The 24,756-nt window shown below is 62.5% G+C and carries 23 protein-coding genes; 11 read left to right on the forward strand and 12 right to left on the reverse strand.

Annotation, left to right across the window (positions count from 1 at the left end; genetic code table 11):
- Window positions 1-74 precede the first annotated feature (74 nt).
- Entirely contained in the window at window positions 75-1,673 is a 1,599-nt protein-coding gene (locus FHP89_RS09040) for a hypothetical protein (protein ID WP_144173391.1), read from the reverse strand.
- An 89-nt stretch (window positions 1,674-1,762) separates the two neighbouring features.
- Here FHP89_RS09040 and FHP89_RS09045 point away from each other — a divergent pair, with 89 nt between their 5' ends.
- On the forward strand, window positions 1,763-2,626 hold the full coding sequence (locus FHP89_RS09045) for an endonuclease/exonuclease/phosphatase family protein (RefSeq protein WP_144173393.1): 864 nt from the start codon (window positions 1,763-1,765) through the stop codon (window positions 2,624-2,626).
- Here FHP89_RS09045 and FHP89_RS09050 read toward each other — a convergent pair.
- The 4 genes from FHP89_RS09050 to FHP89_RS09065 all read right to left on the reverse strand — a co-directional run bounded on the left by FHP89_RS09050 (window position 2,612) and on the right by FHP89_RS09065 (window position 5,833).
- Window positions 2,612-3,403 carry a DUF2189 domain-containing protein gene (locus tag FHP89_RS09050; protein WP_144173395.1) on the reverse strand — a complete coding sequence of 264 codons (792 nt, stop codon included), beginning with the start codon at window positions 3,401-3,403 and terminating at the stop codon, window positions 2,612-2,614. The genes FHP89_RS09045 and FHP89_RS09050 overlap by 15 nt on opposite strands.
- Window positions 3,404-3,490: 87 nt before the next feature.
- On the reverse strand, window positions 3,491-4,297 hold the full coding sequence (locus FHP89_RS09055) for an alpha/beta fold hydrolase (protein WP_144173397.1): 807 nt from the start codon (window positions 4,295-4,297) through the stop codon (window positions 3,491-3,493).
- Window positions 4,297-5,601 (reverse strand): O-acetylhomoserine aminocarboxypropyltransferase, encoded by a 1,305-nt coding sequence (locus tag FHP89_RS09060; RefSeq protein ID WP_144173400.1) that lies wholly within the window; start codon window positions 5,599-5,601, stop codon window positions 4,297-4,299. The genes FHP89_RS09055 and FHP89_RS09060 overlap by 1 nt, the downstream gene beginning before the upstream one ends.
- A gap of 19 nt (window positions 5,602-5,620) precedes the next feature.
- Window positions 5,621-5,833, reverse strand: coding sequence for a YdcH family protein (locus FHP89_RS09065; RefSeq protein WP_144173401.1), 213 nt, complete (start codon window positions 5,831-5,833; stop codon window positions 5,621-5,623).
- 176 nt (window positions 5,834-6,009) lie between these two features.
- Here FHP89_RS09065 and FHP89_RS09070 point away from each other — a divergent pair, with 176 nt between their 5' ends.
- The 3 genes from FHP89_RS09070 to FHP89_RS09080 all read left to right on the forward strand — a co-directional run bounded on the left by FHP89_RS09070 (window position 6,010) and on the right by FHP89_RS09080 (window position 8,672).
- A complete protein-coding gene (locus tag FHP89_RS09070; protein WP_144173403.1) occupies window positions 6,010-6,240 on the forward strand; it encodes a DUF3567 family protein in 231 nt (76 codons plus the stop codon).
- Window positions 6,241-6,325: 85 nt separating this feature from the next.
- The gene (gene greB, locus FHP89_RS09075) at window positions 6,326-6,877 is read left to right on the forward strand and encodes a transcription elongation factor GreB (protein ID WP_144173406.1); all 552 of its coding nucleotides are present in this window, start codon (window positions 6,326-6,328) and stop codon (window positions 6,875-6,877) included.
- A gap of 175 nt (window positions 6,878-7,052) precedes the next feature.
- Complete coding sequence (locus FHP89_RS09080; RefSeq protein ID WP_144173409.1) at window positions 7,053-8,672, forward strand: methyl-accepting chemotaxis protein; 1,620 nt, start codon at window positions 7,053-7,055, stop codon at window positions 8,670-8,672.
- Between the two features lie 148 nt (window positions 8,673-8,820).
- Here FHP89_RS09080 and FHP89_RS09085 read toward each other — a convergent pair whose 3' ends face one another.
- A complete protein-coding gene (locus tag FHP89_RS09085; protein ID WP_144173411.1) occupies window positions 8,821-9,663 on the reverse strand; it encodes a class I SAM-dependent methyltransferase in 843 nt (280 codons plus the stop codon).
- Window positions 9,664-9,792: 129 nt separating this feature from the next.
- On the opposite strand from FHP89_RS09085, the gene htpG reads away from it, so the two are divergent.
- Window positions 9,793-11,718, forward strand: coding sequence for a molecular chaperone HtpG (htpG, locus tag FHP89_RS09090; protein ID WP_144173413.1), 1,926 nt, complete (start codon window positions 9,793-9,795; stop codon window positions 11,716-11,718).
- An 86-nt stretch (window positions 11,719-11,804) separates the two neighbouring features.
- On the opposite strand, the gene FHP89_RS09095 is transcribed toward htpG, so the two are convergent.
- Window positions 11,805-12,497, reverse strand: coding sequence for a PEP-CTERM sorting domain-containing protein (locus tag FHP89_RS09095; RefSeq protein WP_222105343.1), 693 nt, complete (start codon window positions 12,495-12,497; stop codon window positions 11,805-11,807).
- 257 nt (window positions 12,498-12,754) lie between these two features.
- On the opposite strand from FHP89_RS09095, the gene FHP89_RS09100 reads away from it, so the two are divergent.
- Window positions 12,755-14,626: an endonuclease/exonuclease/phosphatase family protein gene (locus FHP89_RS09100; protein ID WP_144173417.1), complete on the forward strand. Its 1,872-nt coding sequence runs from the start codon at window positions 12,755-12,757 to the stop codon at window positions 14,624-14,626.
- A gap of 4 nt (window positions 14,627-14,630) precedes the next feature.
- Here the strand turns inward: FHP89_RS09100 and FHP89_RS09105 are convergent, their stop codons facing one another.
- Both FHP89_RS09105 and FHP89_RS09110 read right to left on the reverse strand, forming a co-directional pair.
- On the reverse strand, window positions 14,631-16,058 hold the full coding sequence (locus FHP89_RS09105; RefSeq protein ID WP_144173419.1) for a chloride channel protein: 1,428 nt from the start codon (window positions 16,056-16,058) through the stop codon (window positions 14,631-14,633).
- Between the two features lie 217 nt (window positions 16,059-16,275).
- Window positions 16,276-16,872 carry a LysE family translocator gene (locus FHP89_RS09110; RefSeq protein ID WP_144173421.1) on the reverse strand — a complete coding sequence of 199 codons (597 nt, stop codon included), beginning with the start codon at window positions 16,870-16,872 and terminating at the stop codon, window positions 16,276-16,278.
- A 211-nt stretch (window positions 16,873-17,083) separates the two neighbouring features.
- Here FHP89_RS09110 and FHP89_RS09115 point away from each other — a divergent pair, with 211 nt between their 5' ends.
- Window positions 17,084-17,932, forward strand: coding sequence for a 3-hydroxybutyryl-CoA dehydrogenase (locus tag FHP89_RS09115; RefSeq protein WP_144173423.1), 849 nt, complete (start codon window positions 17,084-17,086; stop codon window positions 17,930-17,932).
- Window positions 17,933-18,057: 125 nt separating this feature from the next.
- Window positions 18,058-19,503, forward strand: coding sequence for a mannose-1-phosphate guanylyltransferase/mannose-6-phosphate isomerase (locus FHP89_RS09120; protein WP_144173425.1), 1,446 nt, complete (start codon window positions 18,058-18,060; stop codon window positions 19,501-19,503).
- On the opposite strand, the gene FHP89_RS09125 is transcribed toward FHP89_RS09120, so the two are convergent.
- Both FHP89_RS09125 and FHP89_RS09130 read right to left on the reverse strand, forming a co-directional pair.
- Entirely contained in the window at window positions 19,488-20,069 is a 582-nt protein-coding gene (locus FHP89_RS09125) for a DUF2946 family protein (protein WP_144173427.1), read from the reverse strand. The two genes, FHP89_RS09120 and FHP89_RS09125, sit on opposite strands and share 16 nt — an antisense overlap.
- Window positions 20,070-20,081: 12 nt before the next feature.
- Window positions 20,082-20,879 carry an outer membrane protein assembly factor BamD gene (locus tag FHP89_RS09130; protein WP_144173429.1) on the reverse strand — a complete coding sequence of 266 codons (798 nt, stop codon included), beginning with the start codon at window positions 20,877-20,879 and terminating at the stop codon, window positions 20,082-20,084.
- 20 nt (window positions 20,880-20,899) lie between these two features.
- Here FHP89_RS09130 and rluD point away from each other — a divergent pair, with 20 nt between their 5' ends.
- Together rluD and pgeF are read left to right on the forward strand one after the other, a co-directional pair.
- Entirely contained in the window at window positions 20,900-21,859 is a 960-nt protein-coding gene (gene rluD, locus FHP89_RS09135; protein ID WP_391525574.1) for a 23S rRNA pseudouridine(1911/1915/1917) synthase RluD, read from the forward strand.
- Window positions 21,860-21,915: 56 nt separating this feature from the next.
- Entirely contained in the window at window positions 21,916-22,596 is a 681-nt protein-coding gene (gene pgeF, locus FHP89_RS09140; RefSeq protein ID WP_260851534.1) for a peptidoglycan editing factor PgeF, read from the forward strand.
- A 131-nt stretch (window positions 22,597-22,727) separates the two neighbouring features.
- Here pgeF and FHP89_RS09145 read toward each other — a convergent pair whose 3' ends face one another.
- The gene (locus FHP89_RS09145) at window positions 22,728-22,949 is read right to left on the reverse strand and encodes a hypothetical protein (protein ID WP_144173432.1); all 222 of its coding nucleotides are present in this window, start codon (window positions 22,947-22,949) and stop codon (window positions 22,728-22,730) included.
- A gap of 67 nt (window positions 22,950-23,016) precedes the next feature.
- Between FHP89_RS09145 and FHP89_RS09150 the strand changes: the two genes are divergently transcribed.
- Complete coding sequence (locus tag FHP89_RS09150; protein WP_260851535.1) at window positions 23,017-24,744, forward strand: PHA/PHB synthase family protein; 1,728 nt, start codon at window positions 23,017-23,019, stop codon at window positions 24,742-24,744.
- Window positions 24,745-24,756 lie beyond the last annotated feature (12 nt).

Consider the following 24,756-nt stretch of genomic DNA (forward strand, 5'->3'; position numbering starts at 1 on the left):
GCGCGTGTGTGTTGGATCGATGGATTGTCAGGGATTCGCCCGCTGTCGACAAGCCGACGCGGCGACGGTGAGGATTACGTGTCGCCGCGGGAGAGCGGAATGATCTCGACGCCCGAGAGCTTTTCAAGTGGCACCCCGGTTTTGAGGGTGAGTTGCTGGCCGTGTTGCTGAAGCGTGATGCGGGTGCCCGGCGGAACTTCGCCGATTGGCGCCAGCAGCCCCGGTCGGGCGCCCAGGGACGGCATTTTGGGCAGCAGGAGCACCGGCACATGCGGGCGCAGCTGGAGCCCGCTGGCGGGTAGGATGACATGCGTGGGGATGCTGGAAGCGGAGAGGATTTCGAGCCCGATGTCGAATTCGTTTTCCTTGCGGCTAACCATGCGGCGGGTAACGCCGATCAGCACCGACGCGCGTTCATGGGGGCGTAGCGCAATGATTTCGCCCACCTGCACGTATTGCGCCTGACCGCGCAGATAGCGCAAGCCGAAGCCGCCGGGGCTCTCGTCGAGAATGCCCCATTCGCTGGTTCGGTCTGCCAGATTGGCGAGCGCGCCGGAAAGCTGCGGCTCACCGCTACGGCGGTGCAGCGCCGTGCCGGCGACGAAGGGGCGAATGGCGGCAAAACCGGCGACCAGATCCGCCCGTGGCAGAAATCGGGTTCGACCATGGCTGCGCGAGCGCGGGTTGGCCCAGTGGTCGTGGAGCGTTTCGAGCATGGCCACATAGCGCTGCTGACGCGCGGCAATCGGCAGGCCGAGTCGCGCGGGTACGACGCCCAGGCGCAGGCCGTCGATCTGGCCTTGCAGTTTGGCGAGCATTTCACGGCAGTCGAGCAGGCATTGCGTGCGCTGCAGCGGCGCCCGGTAGCGGGTCAAGGCGATCGGTGGATGGGTGCCGTCGGTGAGCACATACAGCCCTTGCGCCTGCGCCTGCAGCGCTTCGGCGTCGTCGCCGGCGAGCATGAAACGCGTATGGCGCACATGGCGCTGCAAGTAGAAGCGCACACGGTCGAGATCGCCCAGCGCGATGGCGGTCGGGTCGGCCGCCGACAGCAGGATCGCTTGAGCGTAGTGATCGGCAGTGGACAGCGCGAGGCCACCGGTGTTGGGGCGTTCGTTGGCGAAGCCGTGTTGTAGGGCGAGTTTGTGGAAGGCGTACAGGTGCCGCCAACTTGAGGAGTTACCGATGGCGTAGGCGCGGTGCGTGAGCGAGAGCCGGTGCGCGGCCAGCAGCGTGCCGCGCTCGATGGCGATGCGCAGTGGCCGGGTGACGGTAAATCGAATCCAGCGCCTGGATAGCTGTTCCGCGAGATCGAGATACGCCTGTGCGAGCAGCTTGAGGACGCCCAGGGTAGCGATGAGCGGGTTGTGGATGCGCCGCGACAGGGGCAGCGACGCCATGTTCAGCTGCGCTTCGATTTCACTGCTCAGGCGCAAGGCGGCGTCGTCGACCAGTTCAAGCATCTTGAGCCGGACGCGGACCTTGGTGTCGGCGTCGAGCAGGGCCTTGAGCCGCGTGCCGAGCATGCGCGCGCGTGTCAGGGGCAGGCGCGGCGGCAACTGACCGATCCAGTGCTCAAGCTCGGCCAGCGGGTCGGCATGGGCCGGCCCGCCATTGCGTGGCGGGGTCATCCACACACGGCCGTTCCACCGCAGGAAGGGGGGTATTTGCATCAGAAGGGCGTCAGCGGCAAGCTGGGCGGGTAGGGTATCTTGATTTCGATGAGCCGTGATTCTGTCATGGCCGCTGCGGGAAAAACGTGATGCGCGTCATTAGTTGGAACATCCAGTGGGGGCGGGGCGCTGATGGGGTGGTGAATCTGTCACGAATCATCGACAGAATCGGTGCGCTTGGCCCGGCCGACGTCATTTGTTTGCAGGAGGTCGCGACAGGCTTCGATGGCTTGCCTGGCGGCACGGGAGAGGACGGGTTGTCGGTTTTGTCGACTGCGTTTGACGAGTACGTCGCCATTCATGGACCGGCAGTCGATATGCCACGGGGCGATGGGCGGCGCCGCACGTTTGGCAATCTGCTGCTGTCTCGCTTGCCGGTGGCGGCGGTGTATCGTCATCTGCTCCCGTCTCCACCCGAGCGCGGTGTGCTGAGTATGTCGCGTGGCTGTATCGAAGCGGTGGTGATGAGCGCTCAGGGTGTGCCTGTCCGGGTGTTGACCACGCACCTTGAGTACTACGCCCCGGGCCAGCGTCTGGCGCAGGCGCGGTGGTTGCACGCGCGTCAGGCGGCGGTCGCAAGGCTTGCCGGTTTTCCGCCACTCGAACGTGAAAAGGCCGGGCCTTTTGCGCGGCCTGAGATGCCGGTGGCGGCGGTGTTGTGTGGGGATTTCAATTGTGAGCCCGATACACTCGACTGGCAGGCGATTGTCGATGTGCGCGACAGCGAATCACCCTGGTGCGACGCGTGGCGGCTTCGCCATGGCGATACCCCGCATCCGCCCAGCGTGGGCTTGCACGGGGCCGACTGGCCGGATCGGCCGTATTGCTGCGACTACGTGTTCGTGTCGCGACCGCTGGCCGCGGCGGTGAGCGACGTGTTTTACGACGCGGTCACCGACGCTTCGGATCACCAGCCGGTCGTGATCGACCTGGATCTGTCACTGCTCGTTTAGGGGTTCGATCAGATCGCGATAGGCGTGCCATGTGGCGTGGCCGACCACCGGCATCAAGACGGCCAGACCGAGGTGGAAGGTCATGAAGCCAATCAAGGTGGCGCTGACGATGGCGAGCGCCCACATGATCATTGCGGCCGGGTTTCGCGCGAGCGCGCCGACGCTGGCGAGCATGGCGGAGATGGCGTCCTGGTCGCGGTCCAGCATCAATGGAATCGAGACCACGCTGACCGCGAAGGTGAGGGTGGCGAAAATCATGCCGACGGCGAAGTAAACCATCAGGAATTCGATGTTTTCCAGGCTGATCAGCTGTTGCAGGAAGCCGGTCAGGTTGGGCATTTCGTTGGTGTAGAACAGCGCAAAGATGACCAGCGAGGCGCGCGCCCAGACCAAGAACAGCACACCGAGGACGACAGCGAAAATGCCGATGTTGCCGGCATTGCGTCGCCACACCAGCATGGTGGGCATGAGTGAGCAGCTCTCGCCTTTTTCGCGTCGGCGGCTGATTTCGTACAGACCCATGGACAGGAAGGGGCCGAGCAGGAGGAAGCCGGAGGTCAGGCCGGAGGTGTACTCATAGGCGTGCTCGAACACGAAGGTGATCAGCAAGCCCATGGCCGCGAAGCAGAATCCGTAGAACAGACTCGGGATCGGGCAGGAGACGAGATCGTTCCAGCCTTTTGCGAACCAACGGATCGGCGAGCCCGCCTTGACGTCGCGAACGGTCGGAAAGGGCGGATGCCCCGAGTCTTCTTTTTTTTCGTCCGGCTGCTGCATGTTGTCTCCTGTTGGGGTTTTAGTGTGGCAGCAAAAACGAGGGGTGGGGCCCGCAAAAAGCGGCGGCGCCCCGGTCACGGATTGTTTTTATGGTGTGACGATAAACCCTCGTAGTGCGTCGAGAAATGCATCGGGTGCTTCTGCCATCATGGCGTGACCGGCGTTCGGCAGGACGATGATATGCGCACCGCCGGGTACCTTGGCAAGTGCGGCCTGCAACGCGCGCGCCGCCTTGGGTGGTGTCATCTGGTCGCGTTCGCCACAGATCAGCCGGGTTGGCGCATCAATGCGAGCAGCATCGGCTTCGCCGGCGGTGTAGGCGTTGCAGGCGGACATGTCGGTATGGAGCACGCCGGGCGCGCTGCGTTCCATCAGCCGACGGTTGATGCCGGTCAGCACCATGCCGGGTTGAGCGCTGGCGCCGAGGTGATGATCCGGCGTATAGGACCACTGGTTGATCATGGCGTGGGCCTTGTCGGGCGCGTCGAGCGTGGCGCTGAGCAAGGGCGCGGCGACGGGCATGGGGGCGACGCTGCCGACCAGCACCAGTTTGGCGACCCGGTCGGGATGCTGGGCTGCGGCGCGGAGCGCGACGAGCGAGCCCATACTGTGACCGATGAGGATGACCGGGCCGTCGGTCTGCGATGCGATCCAACCCATCAGCCAGTCGGCGATGGCCTCGATGCTGGCGATGGGTTCGCCTTGCGAGCGGCCGTGGCCGGGCAGATCGGGGGCGAGCACATTGAAGCCGTGATACGCGAAGTGGCGGGCCGGCATGTTCCACACGCTGTGGTCGTGCCCGGCGCCGTGGACGAACACCAGCGTGGGCTGGCCGGCCACCGCGGGACGGCCGCCGGTGTAGGCATAGATGGGATTCTCGAGGTGGGCGGACATCAGCGGCCCTCCACTTTGGCAGCAGCGCGCAGGCCGCGTTCAAGGTCTTCGAGAAGATCGCTGATGTCTTCGACACCGACCGAGAGGCGGATCGTGCCTTCGCCAATGCCCGCGGCGGCGAGGTCGTCGGCCGACATGCGGAAATGCGTTGTGCTGGCCGGGTGGATGACCAGCGATTTGGCGTCGCCCACGTTGGCCAGGTGCGAGAACACACGCAAGGCGTTGATGAATGCCTTGCCCGCGTCGCGGCTGCCTTTGAGCTCGAAACTGAACACCGCGCCCGCGCCCTTGGGCAGCAGGCGCTTGGCGAGTGCGTAATCGGGGTGGTCTTCCAGGCCGGGGTAGCCGACACGCGCGACCATGGGGTGCTGGGCCAGGTGGGTGGCCAGGGCTTCGGCGTTGGCCACATGGGCACGCATGCGCAGCGGCAGGGTTTCGATGCCTTGCAGGATCTGGAAGGCGTTCATCGGCGACAGGCAGGCGCCAAAGTCGCGCAGGCCTTCGCGGCGGGCGCGCAGCAAAAAGGCGGCGATGGGCGACTCTTCGGCGAACACCATGCCGTGGAAGCCGTCGTAGGCGTCGGTCAGCGTGGGGAATCGACCGCTGGCGTCCCAATCGAAGCGGCCGCCATCGACCAGCAGCCCGCCCACCGCGACGCCATGGCCGCCGAGGAACTTGGTGGCCGAATGCACCACCAGGTCGGCACCCAGTTCGATGGGTTGTTGCAGACAGGGCGTAACCAGCGTGGCGTCGACCAGCAGCGGCAGGCCGTGCTCATGGCCGATGGCCGAGACGGTCGGGATGTCGAGCACGTCCAGCCCCGGATTGCCCAGCGATTCGCCAAACAGCAGCGCGGTGTTGGGGCGGATGGCGGCGCGCCAGGCGTCCGGATCGCGCGGATCGACGAAGCTGGTTTCGATGCCGAAACGCGGCAGGGTGTAGGCCAGCAGATTGTGTGAGCCACCATACAGCGCCCGTGAGGCAACGATATGGCCGCCCGCGCCGGTCAGCGTGCAGATGGCCAGATGCAGCGCCGCCTGGCCGCTGGCGGTGGCAATCGCGCCAATGCCGCCTTCGAGCGCGGCGATGCGTTCTTCGAGCACCGCGCAGGTCGGGTTCGAGATGCGCGAATAGACATGGCCGGGGCGCTCAAGATTGAAGCGCGCGGCGGCTTGTTCGGCGTCGGCGAAGACATAGCTGGTGGTGAAGTGGATCGGGACAGCGCGGGCGCCATGATCGGCGTCGGGGCTCTGGCCGGCGTGCAGGCTGAGCGTGGCGGGGGCGTAGAGGGGGCGATAGGTCATAGGGTGGTGTGGTCAGCGCTCAGGCGAGTTCGGGCGGATCGATCATTCGCTCGATGTAGGCGATACGGTCTTTGAGGGCGAGTTTGCGTTTTTTAAGACGCGGCAGCATCAGACCGTCGTCGGGCGGGGAGTTCGACAGGGCCGCGATGGCCGTGTCGAGGTCGCGGTGCTCGGCCTTGAGCTGGGCCAGGGTGTCGACCCAGTTGGCTGAATCTTCGAAGTCGTCAAGCATTGGTTGGGTAAGGTCTCAAGCTCGCGCCAAAGGCGCCGTGAACTGTATTCAAGCGGCCTATGGTATGCGTCGTCGCGGTGCAATGACAACATGGGCCCTTGTCTTGGTGCGTGATCGCCCCCATCTGGGCGTCAGGAAGGCTTCGTGAGCGGAGCCACAGCGTAAGGAGTCTCATCATGAATGTCGTGTGTAACAACTCGGTGTTGTATGTGATGGATTTTCCCGGCTTTGACGCCATCGAGGTGATCGACAAGCGTCTAGGGCGCGGCACCATCATCCGTGACGCGGCTGCGCGTCGTTTTCGCGAAGAGCTGGCCGAGCTGGCGGCGTCGGAAGAAATGGCCGATTTTGATGATCTGATCGATCACTATCAGAGCCTGCTCAATCAGCCGGCGATCTATCACTGAATGCGTTGGCTTGCCGGGGGACAGGTGCTGGCCTACCATCCGGCACTTGTTGTCAGCGATCCGTTCGGATCATCGGTAGCCGATCGTGAACAAGGCTTTTGTCAAAGCGTCCGACGAGGACGACGAATCTCCCGAGACGCCCGCCGGCCCCGCGTCGGGTGGGCCAATCTATATGACGCGTCGCGGCTGGCAGACGCTTAAGGCCGAGCTCGACCTCCTGCTGCGTGACGAACGTCCGAAACTGGTCGAGACGGTCGCCTGGGCCGCCGGCAATGGCGACCGCTCCGAAAACGGCGACTACATCTACGGCAAGAAGCGGCTGCGCGAGATTGATCGACGCATCCGTTTTCTGATCAAACGGCTGGAAAACGCCACGGTGGTCGATTCGGCCGACCAGCAAAATCTCGATCAGGTGTTCTTCGGCGCCACCGTCGTGATCACGGACGATGACGGCGAGACCGAAACGACTTACCAGATTGTTGGTGTCGATGAGGCCAGCGCCAGCGAAGGGCGCATCAGCTGGATCTCACCCCTGGCCAAGGCGCTGATCAAGGCCCGCGAAGGCGATGTGGTGCGTTTTGTCAGCCCGTCCGGTCCGCGCGAGATCGAGATTCTCGAAATCCGTTACGAACACTGAGTCATCTCCGCCTCGCGTCCATTGCGTTGGTCAGGAATAACCCCTATCCGCCTAAAGTTATAGCGACGGACGACGTTAGCACTCCCAAGTCGGCATGGCGCCGTCACATCCGTGGCGTCGAGCAAGCTGGAACAGTGATTTAGCGGTCGGAGGGGTGAGCACTATGTTTGAACGAATGAAGTTGGTAAGCCGGCTGGGTGTCCTGGTGATTGTCGCGGTGCTTGGGCTGATGGCGTTGGGTGGTTTGTCCCTCATGACCATGCGCGGCCAGTTGCTTGATGCTGAAAAGCGGCGCGTTGAAGATGTCGTGACCACGGCCGGTTTCGTTTTTGAGCACTTTCATGCGCTCGAAACCAGCGGCGTCATGAGCAAGGAGGAGGCGCAGAAGCAAGCGCTGGAATCCCTGCGTCGGGTGCGCTTCGAGGGTGGAAAAAATTATATCTTCGTTTATGACGCGGCCGCCACGACGCTGCTGTCGCCGATGAAGCCGGACACTGAAGGTAAGTCCCTGGCTGGCAAGAAAGACCCAAATGGCGTTCCGCTATTCGATCTGATTGCGAACGTGGCGCGTACCGGAGAGGACGCGACGATCGCTTATTCCTGGCCGCGTACGACCGGTGGTACCCCCGAATCCAAGAGCTCGACCGTCAAGGCCTTCAAACCGTGGTCTTGGGCCTACGGCGGCGGAATCTATTTCACCGCGGTGGATGAGGCCTTTTCGGCAGGGCTGATTCAGAATCTGGTGGTTGGCGGCGTTCTGATCGCCATCATCATCGCGCTGTCGTATCTGGTGGTTCGCAGCATTGTCCATCAACTCGGCGGCGAGCCGGCCTATGCAGTGAAGGCCATGCAGAATGTCGCACAGGGCGATTTGACGGTCGCTGTGGATAACAAGGGTGGCCCCGATAGTTTGCTCGGTACGCTGGGCAAAACGGTCGACCAGTTGCGGACCATGATGGCCGAGATCGGCCGCAATGCCGAAGAGGTTGCCGGCAGTTCGCGGCAGATTGCCGGGGTGGCGCGCGATGTGGCCGAGAAGGCGCATCAGCAGTCGGATGCCACCTCGTCGATTGCCGCGGGCGTGGAGGAGATGACGGTCAGCATCAACCACATTTCCGATAGCGCACGCGAGACCGAAGAGAATTCATCGAACGCCGCCAAGCTTGCCGAACGCGGTGAGGCGCGTGCGGTGGGCGCAGCCGATGGCATGCGTCGTATCGCCACCACGGTCGATTCCGCCTCCGGCAAGATCCAGGAGTTGGTCGGGCGGGCCAATGAGATCGGTTCGATCGCCAATGTGATCAAGGAAATCGCGGCACAGACCAATCTGCTGGCGCTTAACGCCGCGATCGAAGCTGCCCGCGCGGGTGAGCAGGGTCGCGGGTTTGCGGTGGTGGCTGATGAGGTGCGCGGCCTGGCCGAACGTACGGCAGCGGCGACGGTGCAGATCGAAGGCATGATCCACGGAATTCAGGAAGACACCCACGGCGCGGTCAATGTGATGGGCACGGTCGCCTCGGAAGTGAAATCCGGCGTCGATCAGGTGCAAGGCGCCGCGGACTCCCTGCGGGAAATTCGCGAAGGGACCAGTATTGCGCTGGCGCGGATCAGCGATGTGGCCAGCGCGACCACCGAGCAGAGCGCGGCCAGTACGTTGATCGCGCAGCAAGTCGAGAACATCGCGGGCATGGTCGAGGGCACCAGCGATTCGATGCGCAAGACGGTGGATTCGGTGACGCGACTTGAAAAGCTCTCGTCCGACCTTCACGCGATGGTCGGCCGCTTCCGTTGCTGATCGCTTCAACCTAGAAGCCGTAGTTGGACGTGCCCGAGTGTGCGTCTGGCGGGCTGTCTGGTTCTAGGTTCAACGGGCTGCGAATCGCGCCCGTAGAAACACAAAGCCCCCGTCTTTTTTGAGACGGGGGTTTTTTTTGCGCCAGCGCTCAGGCTGCGAGGGTGTCGCCGTCGAAAAAGCGCGGCTTCAACTCGGTCAGTCCCAGTGTGTCGAGCAGCTCGGCGAGGCGCTCGGCGGGCCGGCGGCGCGGCAAATCCTTGAAGGTGGCGATGATCAGTTCGTTCTTCATCGAGTGTTCCCAGCCGACCAGCTCGGTCACGCTGACCTGGTAGCCGTGGCTTTCGAGCTGAAGGCAGCGCAGCACGTTGGTGGCGTGGCTACCGAATTCGCGGGTGTGGATTGGGTGGCGCCACAGCTCGGTGATGCTGTTCTTGAGCGACTGCTGCTTGTTCTTGCGCAGCACCGAGGCGACCTCGGCCTGACAGCAGGGCACCAGCACGATGTGGCGGGCGCGCTTTTCGAGCGCAAAGCGGATCGCATCATCGGTGGCGGTATTGCAGGCGTGCAGGGCGGTGACGATGTCGATGTGTTCCGGCAGGCGTTCTGAGGTGATTGAGTCGGCGACTGTCAGGTTGTAGAAACGCATGCCAGCCGAGAAGCCGAGCTTGTCGGCCAGGCGGCGCGAGCTGGCGACCAGTTCATCGCGGGTCTCGACGCCGGTGATTTTGCCGGCGGCCGCCTGCGTCTTGAAGAACAGGTCGTACAAAATGAAGCCCAGGTAGGACTTGCCCGCGCCGTGGTCCACCAGCTGGATGTCCGGCCGCGTGGCCAGCGCTTCGGTGAGCAGCGGTTCGATGAACTGGTAGAGGTGATAGACCTGCTTGAGTTTGCGCCGGCTGTCCTGGTTCATTTTGCCCTCGCGGGTCAGGATGTGCAGGTGCTTGAGCAGCTCGATGGATTGGTCGGGGTGGATTTCAGGATGCGATGACATGGGCAGGACTCGGGGGCGCTGGAGCGCGATTCTACCGCGATGGGGCTTTGTTGATTGGCGGCACTTGAAAGCCGCTGCACCCGCCCCCATCTCGAAACGGTCCATTTCTTGTGTCACGGAGAGCCAACGATGTCCGACGCGCCCAGCGCCCAAGCAGAGAAGATGAATTTTCAGGCCGAGGTGAAGCAGCTGCTGCACCTGATGATCCACTCGCTGTACTCCAACCGCGAAATTTTCCTGCGCGAACTGATTTCCAATGCTTCCGACGCCTGCGACAAGCTGCGCTTCGAAGCACTCGACAAGTCCGAGCTGTTTGAAGGCGACGGCGAGCTGAAGATCCGTATCCGCTTCGACGCCGAAGCCAAGACGGTGACCGTGAGCGACAACGGCATCGGCATGAACCGCGACGAAGTCATCACCAATCTGGGCACCATCGCCAAGTCGGGCACCAAGGAGTTTTTCGGTCAGCTGACGGGCGACCAGAAAAAGGATGCGCACCTGATCGGCCAGTTCGGCGTGGGCTTCTACTCCGCCTTTATCGTCGCCGATCGCGTCACCGTGCGTACCCGCCGGGCCGGTCTGGCCAGTGCGGAAGGTGTGCAGTGGGAATGCGCAATGACCGGCGACACCGCCGGCGAGTATCAGGTCGAGCCGATCGACAAGGCGGATCGCGGTACCGAGATTACCCTGCACCTGCGCGAAGGCCAGGAAGACCTGCTCAGCGGCTGGAAGCTGCGCGAGTTGGTGCGCAAGTACTCCGACCACATCGTCCAGCCCATCGTGATGACAAAGGAAAAATGGGACGAGGAGAAGGGCGCGCAGGTTGCGACTGACGAAGAAGAAACCGTCAACCAGGCCAACGCGCTGTGGGCGCGCCCGCGCAACGAGATCACCGACGAGGAATACACTGCCTTCTACAAGCATGTGGGCCATGACTTCCAGGAACCGCTGGCCTGGACGCATGCCAAGGTGGAAGGGCGTCACGAATACACCCAGCTGCTCTACATCCCGGGCAACGCGCCCTTCGACATGTGGGACCGCAACGCCCGCCATGGCATCAAGCTGTATGTGCGCCGCGTGTTCATCATGGATGACGCCGAGAAGCTGATGCCGATGTACCTGCGCTTCGTGCGCGGGGTGGTCGATTCGGCCGATCTGCCGCTCAACGTGTCGCGCGAGATCCTGCAGGAGTCGAAAGACATCGACACCCTGCGCGCCGGCTGCACCAAGAAAGTTCTCGGCCTGCTCGAAGACCTGGCCAAGAACGATGCCGAGAAATACACCACCTTCTGGAAGGCTTTTGGCAATGTGCTGAAAGAAGGCGTGGGCGAGGATGCTGCCAACCGCGAGAAGATCGCCGGCCTGCTGCGCTTCGCCTCGACGCATGCCGACACCGCGGACCAGGTCGTCACGCTGGCCGACTATATCGGCCGCATGAAGGAAGGTCAGGAGAAGATCTACTACGTCACCGCCGAGACCTTCAACGCCGCCAAGAACAGCCCGCATCTCGAGGTGTTCCGCAAAAAGGGCATCGAAGTGCTGCTGCTGTCTGACCGCGTGGACGAGTGGGTGATCGGCTACCTCACCGAGTTTGACGGCAAGTCGCTGCAGTCGGTCGCCAAGGGCGGGGTCGACCTCGGTGCGCTCGAAGACGAAGCCGAGAAGAAAGAGGTCGAGAAGCTGGCCGACGAGTACAAGGAGTTACTCGAGCGCGTCAAGACCAGCCTCGGCGAGCGGGTCAAGGAAGTGCGCGTGACGCATCGCCTGACCGATTCGCCCGCCTGCCTGGTGGCCGATGAGCACGACATGGGCATGAACCTGGCGCGCATCCTCAAGGCCGCCGGCCAGGACGCGCCGTCGAGCAAGCCGATCATGGAGTTGAACCCGACGCATCCGGCGGTGCAGCGGCTCAACACCGAGACCACGCACTTTGACGATTGGGCCTCAGTTCTGTTCGATCAGGCTTTGCTGGCCGAAGGCGGCACGCTGGATGACCCGGCCACCTTCGTCAAACGCACCAATGCCTTGATGCTGGCATTGAGCGGCGCGAAGTAATTCGAAGACGGGTCCCGCGAGGGCCCGGCTGTCGGTCTGCAGTCACCGCCCCGGTGCACCTTCAGTGGTGCCGGGGCGGTGGTGCGTTAACGGCCGCTGCGACGACGGGCGACGAAGCCCATCATGCCCAGGCCGGCAAGCATCAATGCGTAGGATTGCGGTTCCGGCACTGGCGCAGCGAACTGGATGCTGGCGTGGTCCGGTGCGCTGATTTGCAGGTCGTCAATCCAGAAGTCGCTGTGGTCGGTACCACCCGTTGTGCTGTAGAGGCGGGCCTCAATGACCAGCCCTTCGGTGGCGCTGCCGTCGAAGGTCCAGGTGTTGCTGAGCTGGCTCCAGCCGCTGCCATCGGTGTAGGTGTTGCTGCCGCCGGCAGACTTCACGTAGCTGCCGATGTCGTTCGCGTCTGCGTAGTGCCCCCAGATGCGCAGCGATGGGTTGGTGCCGGCTGAGGTGTCAAACCCCCAGAAGCTGGCACTGATCATGTCACCGGCTTGCAGGCCAGTCACAAAAGCGAGGTAGGCCTGCGGTGTGCCACTGTGCGGTGCTTCGGCGACGTGCAGAAATTGGGTGCCGCTGTGCGCGCCGCCAACGCCGTAGCTTTCGGTGCCATCGCTACCGGTCTGTGGGCCGCCGACATTGGATGCGTCGACGAGGTTGCCGAAGCTGCCGAGAATGGTGCCAACGCCGTCTTCCCAGCCGTAGTCGACGGTCTGGAGGGCGTGGGCATGGCTGGCGGCGAGCGCCACCGCGGTAGCCATCAGGGTTTTGACGATCATGAAAAATCTCCTGCCGGATTGGGGTGTTGCCATCTTCACCATTGCGTTTTTCAACCCGTTGCGCGGTCGATTGCAGATTGATGGCTCCATCGGACTAGTGGCGGTGGGTCGGGTGTCACATCGCCCGGGAGCGGGGCATCATTCATTTCAGATGGCTCGATCGGATCATTGCTACACTTTCCGATCGCCATGCTTTTGTCATCATCGGTCGATCAAATGGCGGTTTGAGGATCATGTCAATCGAACAGGAGTTCTGAATGTTGCCGTTCCGTTTGAAGCCGCTTGTGAGTGTGTGCCTGGTCTGTTTTGGTGCGTCGTCCCATGCCCTGACCATCGGCCAGATCCAGGGCGAGCACCATTTGTCTGCCTATGAGGGGCAGACGGTCGGTGGTGTCGACGGCATTGTGACGGCCGTCGATGCGCGCGGATTCTGGATGCAGGACGTATTGCCCGACGGCAACGCGCTGACCTCGGACGGCATCTATGTATTCACCAACAGCCGCGGGCGCCCGAGCATCGGCGATCGCGTGCTGGTGTCAGGCCGGGTCGATGAGTACCGACCCGGCGGGGCGGCCACCAATCTGACCGTGACCGAGCTGAACGCCAGTTTCGGCACGAACGCCTGGGCGGTGCAATCGCGTGGCAATGCTTTGCCGACCGCAATCCAGATCGGCAACGGCGGCCTGTTGGCGCCGACCACCGCCATCGCGCCGGCGGTGGGCAATGTCGAAACAAGCGGGTTGCGTCTCGCGCCGACGCTGTACGCCATGGATTTCTACGAAAGCCTCGAAGGCATGCGGGTCAGCATGGGCTCGGCGGCTGTCGTCGGGCCGAACGTGAAATACGGTGAGATTGCGGTCATCGCGCAGGATCAGCTTGGTGCGACCTTGACCAACGCCCGAGGCGGCGCCACCGTTGCGCGCGACAACTTCAACCCGCAGCGCTTGATTCTCGACGACGCGTTGAGCATGACGCCAATCGTCAATGTGGGGGACGCGCTGGCCAATGTGACCGGCGTGATGCATTACAGTTTCTCGAACTACAAGCTGAATCTCACCGAGGCACCCACCGTGACTCGCGGCAATCTGTTGCCGGAAGTTGTCGCGCCGATGGCGCCGAACCGCCTTGCGATTGCTTCCTACAACGTGGAAAACCTCGCTGGCAATGCGGCGCAGTCGCGTTTCGACAATATTGCCGGACAGATCGTCGGCACGCTCGGTTCACCGCAGCTGATCGCGTTGCAGGAGGTGCAGGACAACAACGGTGCAACTGACAACGGCACCACGGCGTCGGATCAGACGCTGGATCGCTTGACCCAGGCCGTTCGTGATGCCGGCGGCCGCGATTACGGGTATGTGGTGATCGATCCGCGCAACAAGGCCGATGGCGGTCAGCCCGGCGGCAACATTCGCAACGCCTACCTGTACGACAAAAGCGTGGTCAGTTTTGCCGGCGCGGTGGGCGGCGCCACCGAGGCCGTCGGCGTGCTGTCCGACGGCACACTGACGTTCGACGCTGGTCGGGTCGACCCGACCAATCCGGCCTTCGATGACAGCCGCAAACCGCTGGCCGCGCAGTTCCGGATCAATGGCGAGAGTTTCATTCTGGTGAATAACCACTTCAGCTCAAAGGGGGGTGATGAGCCGCTGTTCGGGCCGGATCAGGTGCCGACACGTGGCAGCGAAGTGGCGCGCACCGAACAGGCACAGGCGGTGGCGAACTTCGTCGGCGATCTGCTCTCGGCCGACCCCGGCGCTGCGCTGATCGTGCTCGGCGATCTGAATGACTTTCAATTTGCCGACACGCTGGCGCCGCTGACGGCCGCGGGGCTGATCAATCTCACTGATACCTTGCCGGAGAGCGAGCGCTACACCTACATCTACGAAGGCAATTCGCAGGCGCTCGACCATATGTTCGTGTCGGCGGCGCTGCTGGCCAATGGCTCGTTGAGCTACGATATCGTTCATGCCAACGCGGAATTTGCCAACCAGATCTCGGACCACGATCCGCTATTGCTGACGATTGCCATGCCGGTGCCGGAGCCCGAAACCTATGCGTTGATGATGTTGGGGCTGGGTGTCGTGGGTGCGATCGGGCGTCGCCGACGCCGGGCATTGTCGGCGCGCTGAAGGTTCAGCTTGTCGGTTTGGGCGACGCGGGCGGTGTGCTTGCGTCGTCAGGCGAGGGCGGCATGTCGTCCGGCGCCGGATGCGGCGGGTCGTGTTCGGCGGTGACGGTCTCCGGTTCAGCGGGACTTTCACCCGCGGCGGCCTTGCGCTCTTTCTCCTCATGCGTCAGCCGTTTGAGCATGTCGATGGCCAGCGCATCGTAGAGCGGCACGGGCGCGACAGAGCGTGAGAAACCTTGCGCAATCACTGCGGCGCTCATGAGCGGCAGCAGCATCTGATGGTTGGCGGTCATCTCCATGACGATGACGAAGGAGGTGATCGGTGACTGGGTGATGCCGGCCAGAAAAGCCACGGTGCCCAATACCAGAATGGCTGGGTTGTGATCGATGCCAAGCATCAGGGCGACATTAGCGCCAAGGCCTGCGCCAATGGCCAGTGCCGGGGCAAATACGCCACCGGGAATACCGCTGATAAAGGCAATCCAGATGACGGCCGCCTTGGCAAACATGAAATAAATTGGCAGACCGGCCGTGCCTTCCAGTGCGGCTTTGGATTCGGCGTAGCCGGTGCCCCAGGTCATGCCGCCGGTCGATAGACCGATGATGGCGGTGGCCAGCCCGCAAGCGGCGGCAAACGCAACGGGGCGTTCGCGCTTGAACAAGCCCACGCGGCCAGGCAGACCGCGCGAGGAGGCGATCAGCAAGCGGGTGGAAATGCCGCCGGCCAGACCACCCAGGATGCCGCACAACAGCACCGGCCAGAGTCCATCCGGCCAGCCCACCGCGGCCGGCGTGCGGCCGAAGTAGGTGTAGTTGCCCAGCGTGGCCAGTGACATCAGACCAGCAAAGATCACCGCGACCAGCGTGGTGCTGTTGGCGCGAAACGCGCGATAGCGCGAGAGCTCTTCAATGGCGAACATGATGCCGCCCAGCGGCGTGTTGAAGGCCGAGGCCACGCCGGCGCCGCCGCCGGCAACGATCAGGTCTTTGGTTGGGGCGATGCGGCCATTTTTGCGCTTGCCGCTGAGGAGGTTGAGGATCGATGCCCCAACCTGCACCGAGGGGCCCTCGCGGCCGATGGATGCGCCCGACAGCAAACCGACCAGGGTGAGGATGATCTTGCCGAAGATGATGCGAACCGACAGCAGCCGTTTGCGAATTGCGCTGTCTTCAGTCAGTGAGGCGGCGATGGCCTGCGGGATGCCGCTGCCTTCGCAGCCGGGAAAGAAGCGCCGGGTGAGCCAGCTGATCAGTGCAAATCCGGCCGGCGCGATGAGCAGGCTTGACCACCACGCCAGGTGCACAAGCTCGGCGTGGACTTCAATCGCCAGATCGGCGCCAATGGCAAAAATAATGGCGGCCAGTCCGGCGAGCAGTGCGATGCCAACGAACAGGATGCGATTCTGCCAGCGGCCGAACGACAGCCAAGGCATGGCGACGCGAAAACCACTGCGCGTGAATCGGGTAATAAAGGCGCGGAATTTGCCGCCGGATGAACTATTGGGAGAGCCGTTTTTCGGCATTCTGTCTGTGTATGGATCCGGGTTTGGGGGTAAATGGCGGGACCGGACAAGCTTACCATGCCCCGCCCCGCATTTTTATGCCGACCCGACCGCTAAGGCGCTCCCGTCAAGGATGACTGGCCGGCGGTTATTGGCTGATCGCCAGCCACAGGGCGGTGCCCGCGAGGGCAATGCCCATGACACTGTCAAAGCGGCGACGACGAACCGGATCCGCGAGGTGATGGCGGATGGAAGATCCCGCGCCAGCCCAGCATGCAATGCATGGCAGGTTGGCGATGGCGGCCACGAGTGCCACTTGTGCAATGGCCGCTTCGGGCGTCATGTGGGTTGGCAGAAAGGCGGCGTTGATGGTGAGCGCCATCATCCACGCTTTTGGGTTCACCCATTGGAACAAGGCGGCACCCACGAAGCTGAGCGGTTGGCCGGCGGCGCTTTTTGCCAGACCATTCTGTGGCCTCAGCAAACGCAGCGCCAGCCAGAGCAGGTAGCCGACCGCGAGCACGCGCATCACGATCGTGACCGTCGGGTATTGGTGGATCAGTGTGGCAATGCCGGCACCGACGAGTGCAATCTGGACCGCCAGACCGCCGCTGATACCCAGCATATGGGGCACGGTGGCACGAAAACCTGCGCTCGCACCGGCGGTGGCGAGCATGATGTTGTTGGGGCCCGGCGTGATCGAGGCGATGACGACGAAGCTCAGCAAGGGGATCAGTTCAAGCATGGCGAAACCTCTGGCAGCGTGTTTGTGTCAGTGTGCGCAAGGTGTGCGTCGTGCGTCCGGCAAGCTTTGTCGGGTAGACGAGACGTTGGCCCGGTGCGTTGACCGGGCCAGTTGTGCGTTTGGCAGATGCGACGAACTGGGGTAAAGTTTTGCCATACGCAGCGGTATGGATAGGTTGCGTTCAGACAGCATCTTTTTCGTGGAGAAGAGAATGGATATCAAGAGAATCGGGGTCGTGGGTTCCGGCACCATGGGTAACGGCATTGCCCAGGCTTTCGCCGTTGCCGGTGTCAGCGTGGTCATGACCGACATCGCCCAGGCCGCGCTGGACAAAGCGGTTGCAACGATTTCGGGCAGCCTCGATCGCCTGATCAAAAAAGAGAAGATGACCGCCGAGGCCAAACAGGCCGCGCTGGCGCTGGTCGAAACCTCCACCGATCTGGCAGCCCTGTCGGATTGCGACCTGATTGTTGAGGCCGCCACCGAAAACCTCGACATCAAGCTCAAGCTGTTTGCTCAGCTCGACCAGATCGCCCGTGCCGACGCCGTGCTGGCTTCGAATACCTCGTCGATCTCGATCACCAAGCTGGCCGCGGCGACCGGTCGCCCGGCGCAGGTGATCGGCATGCACTTTTTCAACCCGGTGCCGATGATGGCGCTGGTCGAACTGATTCGTGGCCTGCAGACCAGCGACGCCACCTATGCCTTGACCGAAGCCGCCGTGGCCACGGTTGGCAAGACGCCGGTCCAGGTGCGCAACAGTGCCGGTTTCGTGGTCAATCGCATGTTGTGCCCGATGATCAATGAAGCGATCTTCACGTTGCAGGAAGGCCTGGCCTCGGCCGAAGACATCGACACCGCGATGAAGCTCGGCGCCAACCACCCCATCGGCCCGCTCGCGCTGTGCGACCTGATCGGTCTGGATGTTCAACTGGCGGTGATGCAGGTCTTGTTTGAAGGCTTCAAGGATCCGAAGTATCGTCCGGCGCCGTTGCTGGTCGAAATGGTCGAAGCCGGCTATCTCGGTCGCAAGACCGGCAAGGGCTTCTTCACTTACTAAGCGCCTTGAATTCGCCCGGCGCAATGCCGGGCGATGCCTGTGTCACAAAAGGATTGTTCGCAATCCGTTATCATCACGCCATATTTGAAGTCGCGCGCGTGTGCGGCCGTATCGTGGAGTGATTGATGCAGTTACAGCCTGTCATCCTGTCTGGCGGATCCGGTACCCGGCTCTGGCCTTTGTCGCGGGAACAATACCCCAAGCAACTTCTGGCGCTCGCCGGTGAAGAGACCATGCTTCAAGCCACCGCCTTGCGGCTCGACGGCTTGTCCAGCGAATGCACCGTGGCCGATTGCCCGATCGTGGTGTGCAATGAAGACTATCGCTTCATGACGGCCGAGCAACTGCGCGCCATTGGCAAGTCCAGCGACCGGATCATCCTTGAGCCCGTCGGGCGAAACACGGCGCCGGCGCTCACTCTGGCCGCCTTGTCGGCAGTTGGCGATGGCAATGATCCCTTGCTGTTGGTGATGCCGGCCGACCATGTCATCGGTGACCGCGACGCCTATCAGCAGGCCGTGGTGGTTGGTGCGCGCATGGCCAGCCAGGGCGCCATGGTGACCTTCGGCATCGTGCCCGAGCGGGCGGAAACCGGTTACGGCTATATTCGTTGCGGCGCTGAGGCCGCCGACGGTGTTCGCGCGATTGCGGAATTTGTCGAAAAGCCCGACATGCCGACCGCCGAGCGTTATGTCGCCAGCGGCGACTATCTGTGGAACAGCGGGATTTTTCTGGTGCAGGCCAGTGTGTGGCTGCGCGCGATGAGTGAGCTACAACCGGCAATTCTGTCGGCCTGCGAGCAGTCGATGGCCGCCTGCCGTCGCGACGCTGACTTCATCCGGGTGGATGCTGCGGCCTTTGCTGCCTGCCCATCGGATTCGATCGACTATGCGGTGATGGAGCATCTGGCGGCTCGAGCCGACCTGGGAATCCCGGGCGTGGTCGTTGCCTTGGCCGCGGCGTGGTCCGACCTCGGTGCCTGGGACGCCTTGTGGCAAATCGCCGACAAGGATGCGCAAGGCAACTCAGGGCAGGGCGATGTGCTGTTCGAAGATGCCGAGGGCAGCCTGGCCATCGCGACTGATCGCATGGTGGCCTGCATCGGTGTGCGTGATCTGGTAGTGGTTGAAACGCCGGATGCCGTGATGGTGCTGAACAAGTCACGCACCCAGGACGTGAAGAAAATCGTCGCGCGACTCAAAGCCGAGAACCGGCCGCAAGCGTCGGCACACCGTAAAATCCATCGCCCGTGGGGTTATTACGATTCGATCGACAGTGGCGAGCGTTTTCAGGTCAAGCGCATTGTGGTCAATCCGGGCGCGTCCCTGAGTTTGCAGATGCATCACCACCGGGCTGAGCACTGGATTGTGGTGAGCGGCACTGCGCGGGTGACGCGGGGCGAGGAAACCTTCCTGCTCAGCGAGAATCAGTCGACGTATATTCCCCTGGGAACCACGCATCGCCTCGAAAATCCCGGACGCTTGCCACTCGAGATGATCGAGGTGCAGTCAGGCAGTTATCTGGGCGAGGACGATATCGTCCGCTTTGAGGATACTTACGGCCGGCAGTGATCGTCAGTGGCCGTTGGCTCTGGCGTGAAGCCGAAGCGGGCGGCCACTTCACTGCGCTGGATGGGCGAGAGTGCAATCCAGCCAGTCGCCAGGGACAGGCCGGCGTTGGCCGGCCATTGGTTCGTATCGAGCAAGCAGTCGGGGTCGATCGAATTGCCGTCGATGTCGCGCAGATGCTCGATCGCGACAGTGAGGTCGGCATCGTGCAGCAGGCCGATCTGGCCGTCTGAATCGCCGATTAGCAGATTGCCTTCTTCATCCAGCCAGGCAGCGGAGGGGGCGGCAGGCGTACTGCCCGTGTGCGTCGTCAGTGCGCCATCGGCCGCGAGGCGAAGCACCCATGGGGTGTAGGCCAGTGACACGAACACCTGTTGCGGGCCGTTCTGGAAATACCAGCGCCCTTCGGTGTCGGCAAGATAGTTGCGGCCGATGAAGCTTGCCAGGCCGGTATGTTCTACCAGCGTATCGGCAATGCGCCAGCGGCCGCGTGCGTCCAGCGACAACCATCCGAACACGGCCGGAACATCCGGCCATTTCGCCATGGCTGCCCGAACAAGCTCATCCATGGCGAGTGGTACTCACCACAACTGCCACCAGGGCTTGTCGCTTTTCGGACCGCCGCTCAGATAGATGCTCTGCGGGAAGTTCGCGTTCAGTACCCGCGTGGCGTCGTCACGCAGCTGGGTCATGCCGAGCTTGTCGTAGGCCTGCGTCAGGATATACAGCGCTTCTTCGGTCGCCGGGGTTTCCGGGTAGGAAATCAGCGCTGCCTGGGCGCGATTGGCCGACGCCAGATAGGCGCCACGCTTGAGGTAGTAGCGCGCGACATGGACTTCGTGCCAGCCAAGCGCATTGACCAGGTACTGCATGCGCTGGCGTGCGTCATTGGCGTAGCGGCTCTCGGGGAAGCGCTTCACCAGTTCGCGGAATGTATCGAAGGCCTCCTGCGAGGCGCGCGGATCGCGTTCGCTCAGGTCCTGGTTGGCCAGGCTGCCAAGCAGGCCGAGATCTTCGTTGAAGTTGACCAGCCCTTTCAGGTAGTAGGCGTAATCGACGTTAGGGTGGTTCGGGTGGAGCTTGATGAAGCGGTCGCAAGCGGCCAGTGCCGAGGCGGCTTCATCGGACTTGTAATAGGCGTAAGCCACTTCAAGTTGCGACTGCTGGGCATAGCGTCCGTACGGATAGCGTGCCTCGAGCTTTTCGAACATCTGAATCGCGCGGTCATAGCTGCCGTCCGACATCGATTCCTTGGCTTCCGAGTAGAGCCGCTGGGCGTTCCAGCCGGCGGTCTCGTCGAACTCGTCGGGTGTTGCGCTGCATCCGGCCAGCAACAGGGCGCCGATTACCGCTAAACTGCGAAGGATCTTATTGGCCATCGAAAACGCTCTTGTCTCTTGTGATTAATCGCGCGGATTATAGCGCAGACCCCGAAGATGATTCGGATCTGCCCCTCATTGTGCCTGACGCTTGCGCCGGCATGCGTATCGACCAGGTGTTGGCGCAACTTTTGCCCGAGCAGTCGCGCAATCGGCTTCAGACATGGGTGAAGGAGGGGCGCGTGCTGGTCGATGACCGCCAGGTGCCGCCCAAATTCCGTGTGCGGGGGAGCGAGAACCTCGTCATCGATGTTCCGCCACCACCCGAAGCCGTTGCCGACGCGGCCGAAGCCATTGATCTGACGGTTGTTTTCGAAGACGAATCGTTGATCGTCCTCAACAAGCCCGCCGGCCTCGTGGTTCACCCGGGCAGTGGCAATTGGCAAGGCACCATGTTGAACGCCTTGCTCTTTCATTGCCCCGAACTGTCACGCGTGCCGCGCGCTGGCATTGTGCATCGACTCGACAAAGACACCAGCGGTCTGTTGGTGGTGGCGAAAACGCTGCCTGCCCAGACCGATCTCGTGCGCCAGTTGCAGGCGCGCACGGTTCGTCGTGAGTACCTGGCGCTTGCTCATGGGCAGATCTCTACCGGTGGCACCGTGGATGCGCCGATCGGCCGACATCCCAGCCAGCGCACCCGTATGGCTGTGGTGGGCAAGGGGCGTGAGGCGGTGACGCACTACTCCGTTGAACGCCGCTTTGACGAATGTACGCTCGTGCGCTGCCAGCTAGAGACCGGACGGACGCATCAGATCCGGGTGCATATGACGCATGTCGGGCACCCCTTGGTCGGCGATCCGGTGTATGGCAAGCGGCGATGCCTCAATGCCGCCTTGCAGGCTTTTCCCCGGCAGGCACTGCACGCTTTTCAGCTGGGCCTTATTCATCCGAGCTCCGGTGAGTCCATGGCCTGGACCGCCCCCATGCCCGACGATATGCAGGAATTGATCCGCATTGTCGCGGACGCGGCGGTATGAGGGCGGCCCATCTGTTGATCCCGGAGTGGCCCGCCCCGCCACGCGTGAAGGCGCTGATGACGACGCGTGCCGGCGGTGTGAGCGCGGGCTGTTTTTCGAGTTTGAATCTGGGCGACCACGTGGGGGATGACCCCCTGGCCGTCGCGGAAAACCGTCGCGTGATCGCCCGCGAGCTCCCCTCAAACCCGATCTGGTTGAATCAGGTGCATGGTGTTCAGTGTGTTACCGCCGATCAAATCATGCCGGGCTCGACGGCCGATGCGTCGACCACGCGCGTGCCGGAGGTGGTGTGCAGTGTCATGACGGCAGATTGTTTGCCGGTGCTTTTCTGCGATCTGTCCGGCACGGTCGTCGCCGCCGCGCACGCGGGCTGGCGGGGTCTGCGATCCGGCGTGCTCGAAGCGACCGTGGCCGGCATGGATGCGCCCGCCAGTGAAATCATTGCCTGGATGGGGGCGGCAATTGGCCCGGACGCGTTTGAAGTCGGTGATGAGGTCCGGCACGCCTTCGTGGATGACGATGCGGGCGCCACTGTGGCGTTCAAATCATCAATCGCTGAGGGCAAGTGGCTGGCTGATCTCTATACGCTGGCGCGCAGGCGGCTCGCAGCGTGCGGCCTGCGGCAGGTCTATGGCGGAAATCTATGCACACTGGCCGATCCGCAACGTTTTTTTTCGTACCGGCGTGATGGTCAAACCGGTCGGATGGCGGCAATGATCTGGCTTTCCACTCATTGAGAATGGCCTTGTTGGCACCGCGATTCGGGGCATCGGCCATCGCATCGACGCCCGGGATTTCGGGTGTTTGCTGCGGTGCGGCCGTGAGATGGAATGCACCGAAGCGATTGCCAGATTGCGCCGCGCGGGTATTATTGATCCCGGCTGGATTCGCTGTGCTGTGCGTCGGAGTCGATATCGCTGCTTTTTTCGCGTAGTTTACGACGGCGTGCCGGTGTGCCGAATAGCCACAAGAAGAGGCTCATTGGCAACACGCCCATAAACATAAAGGTCAGCACGCCACCGACCACGGTAGTGTCGGAGATAGCTGCCATAAGGGCCACATAGAGCCAGGCGATAGCGATGATGTACATCGCAAGATTGTAACGCCCTTCGCACGACCGACTGTAGCGGCGTAGCGAATGGCCCCAGGGAGTCAGAATGACCGATCGTAAGACGCCCACGTTCCCCAACGTGACCGAGATGTTCCAGTTTGGCGAGCAGTTTGCAAAACAGTTCTTCGATGTCGTCGGCAAGCACAGCGAGACGATTCAGAAAACGGGTGGGGCCATTCCCGTTCCTGAGACTGAAGCCCTGTCGGCATTGCAGCAAGACTTCGCCAAGCGCCATGCGCAGCTGTGGTCGCACATGCTGCAGCGTCAGCCTGGAAGCGCTTCAGAGCCGCTGATCGAAGCGCCGCGAGGCGACCGCCGGTTCTCGTCCGAGGCGTGGCAGGAAAGCCCGATGTATGACTACCTGCGTCAGGCCTATTTGCTGAATGCCGAGTATCTGACGCAAGTTGCCGACAGCCTTCCGGTGGCTGACGGCCGCGCTAAAGCGCGTATGCAGTTCCTGACCCGGCAATATGTTGATGCGCTGGCGCCGAGCAATTTCGCCGCGACCAACCCCGAGTTCATCAAGAAAGCGCTTGAAACCAAGGGCGAGAGCATTTCCGTGGGCATCCAGAACCTGCTCGCCGACATGGAGAAAGGCCGTATTTCGATGACCGATGACGGTGCGTTTGAGGTCGGCCAGAACCTGGCGACGACGCCGGGGGCGGTGGTCTTTGAAAACGCATTCATGCAACTGATTCAGTATTCGCCGCTGACCGACAAGGTTGCCGCGACGCCGTTGCTGATCGTGCCGCCGTGCATCAACAAGTTCTACATCATGGATCTGCAGGCCAACAATTCGCTGGTGCGTTTTGTGGTCGAACAGGGCTTCACGGTGTTTCTGGTGTCATGGAAGAACCCGAAAGAAGATCTCGCCAAAGCGACGTGGGACAACTATCTGGAGCACGGCCCCCTGGCGGCGCTGGAGGTTGTTCGTGAGATCACCGGTGTCAAAAAGCCGAATGCCTTGGGTTTCTGCGTAGGCGGCACCTTGCTTACTTCGGCGCTTGCCGTGGCCAAGGGGCGGGGCGAAGATCCGGTCGAAAGCCTCACCCTGATGACTACCTTGCTCGATTTCGCCAACGCTGGCGAACTGGGCTGCCTGATCGACGAAACTTCGGTGGCCGCACGTGAAGCCACCATCGGCAAGGGCGGGCTGCTGCCTGGCCAGGAATTGGCCAACGTGTTTTCCGCGCTTCGGGCAAATGACCTGGTTTGGCAGTATGTTGTCGGCAACTACCTGAAAGGCGACAAGCCGGCCGCCTTCGATCTGCTCTACTGGAACTCGGACAGCACCAACCTGCCGGGACCGTTCCTGGCGTGGTATCTGCGGAATATGTACCTTGAGAACAACCTGCGGGTCCCCGGCCGGCTCAAGATGCTCAACGTCAAGGTTGATCTGGGCAAAGTCGATGTGCCAGCGTATTTGCTCGCCGCGCGGGAAGATCATATTGTTCCGTGGGAGAGCGCTTACCTGGTGCGTAAACTGCTGGGTGGAGAGACCACCTTCGTGCTCGGTGCCAGCGGGCATATTGCCGGCGCAATCAACCCGGCAAGCAAGAACCGCCGAAGCTACTGGACCAGTGCGTCGCAGTCGGCGGCGGCCGAAGAGTGGCTTGAGGCCGCCGACGAGCAACCCGGAAGCTGGTGGCTGCACTGGATTGAGTGGCTCAAGAAGCGCGGTGGCAAATCCATTGCTGCTCGCGGACGTTTGGGCAACGCCAAGTACGAAACGATCGAGCCGGCCCCCGGACGTTATGTGAAGGAAAAGTCCTGACGGCGGATTCGA

The organism is Denitromonas ohlonensis (genome assembly GCF_007625205.1).
Taxonomy (GTDB): domain Bacteria; phylum Pseudomonadota; class Gammaproteobacteria; order Burkholderiales; family Rhodocyclaceae; genus Nitrogeniibacter; species Nitrogeniibacter ohlonensis.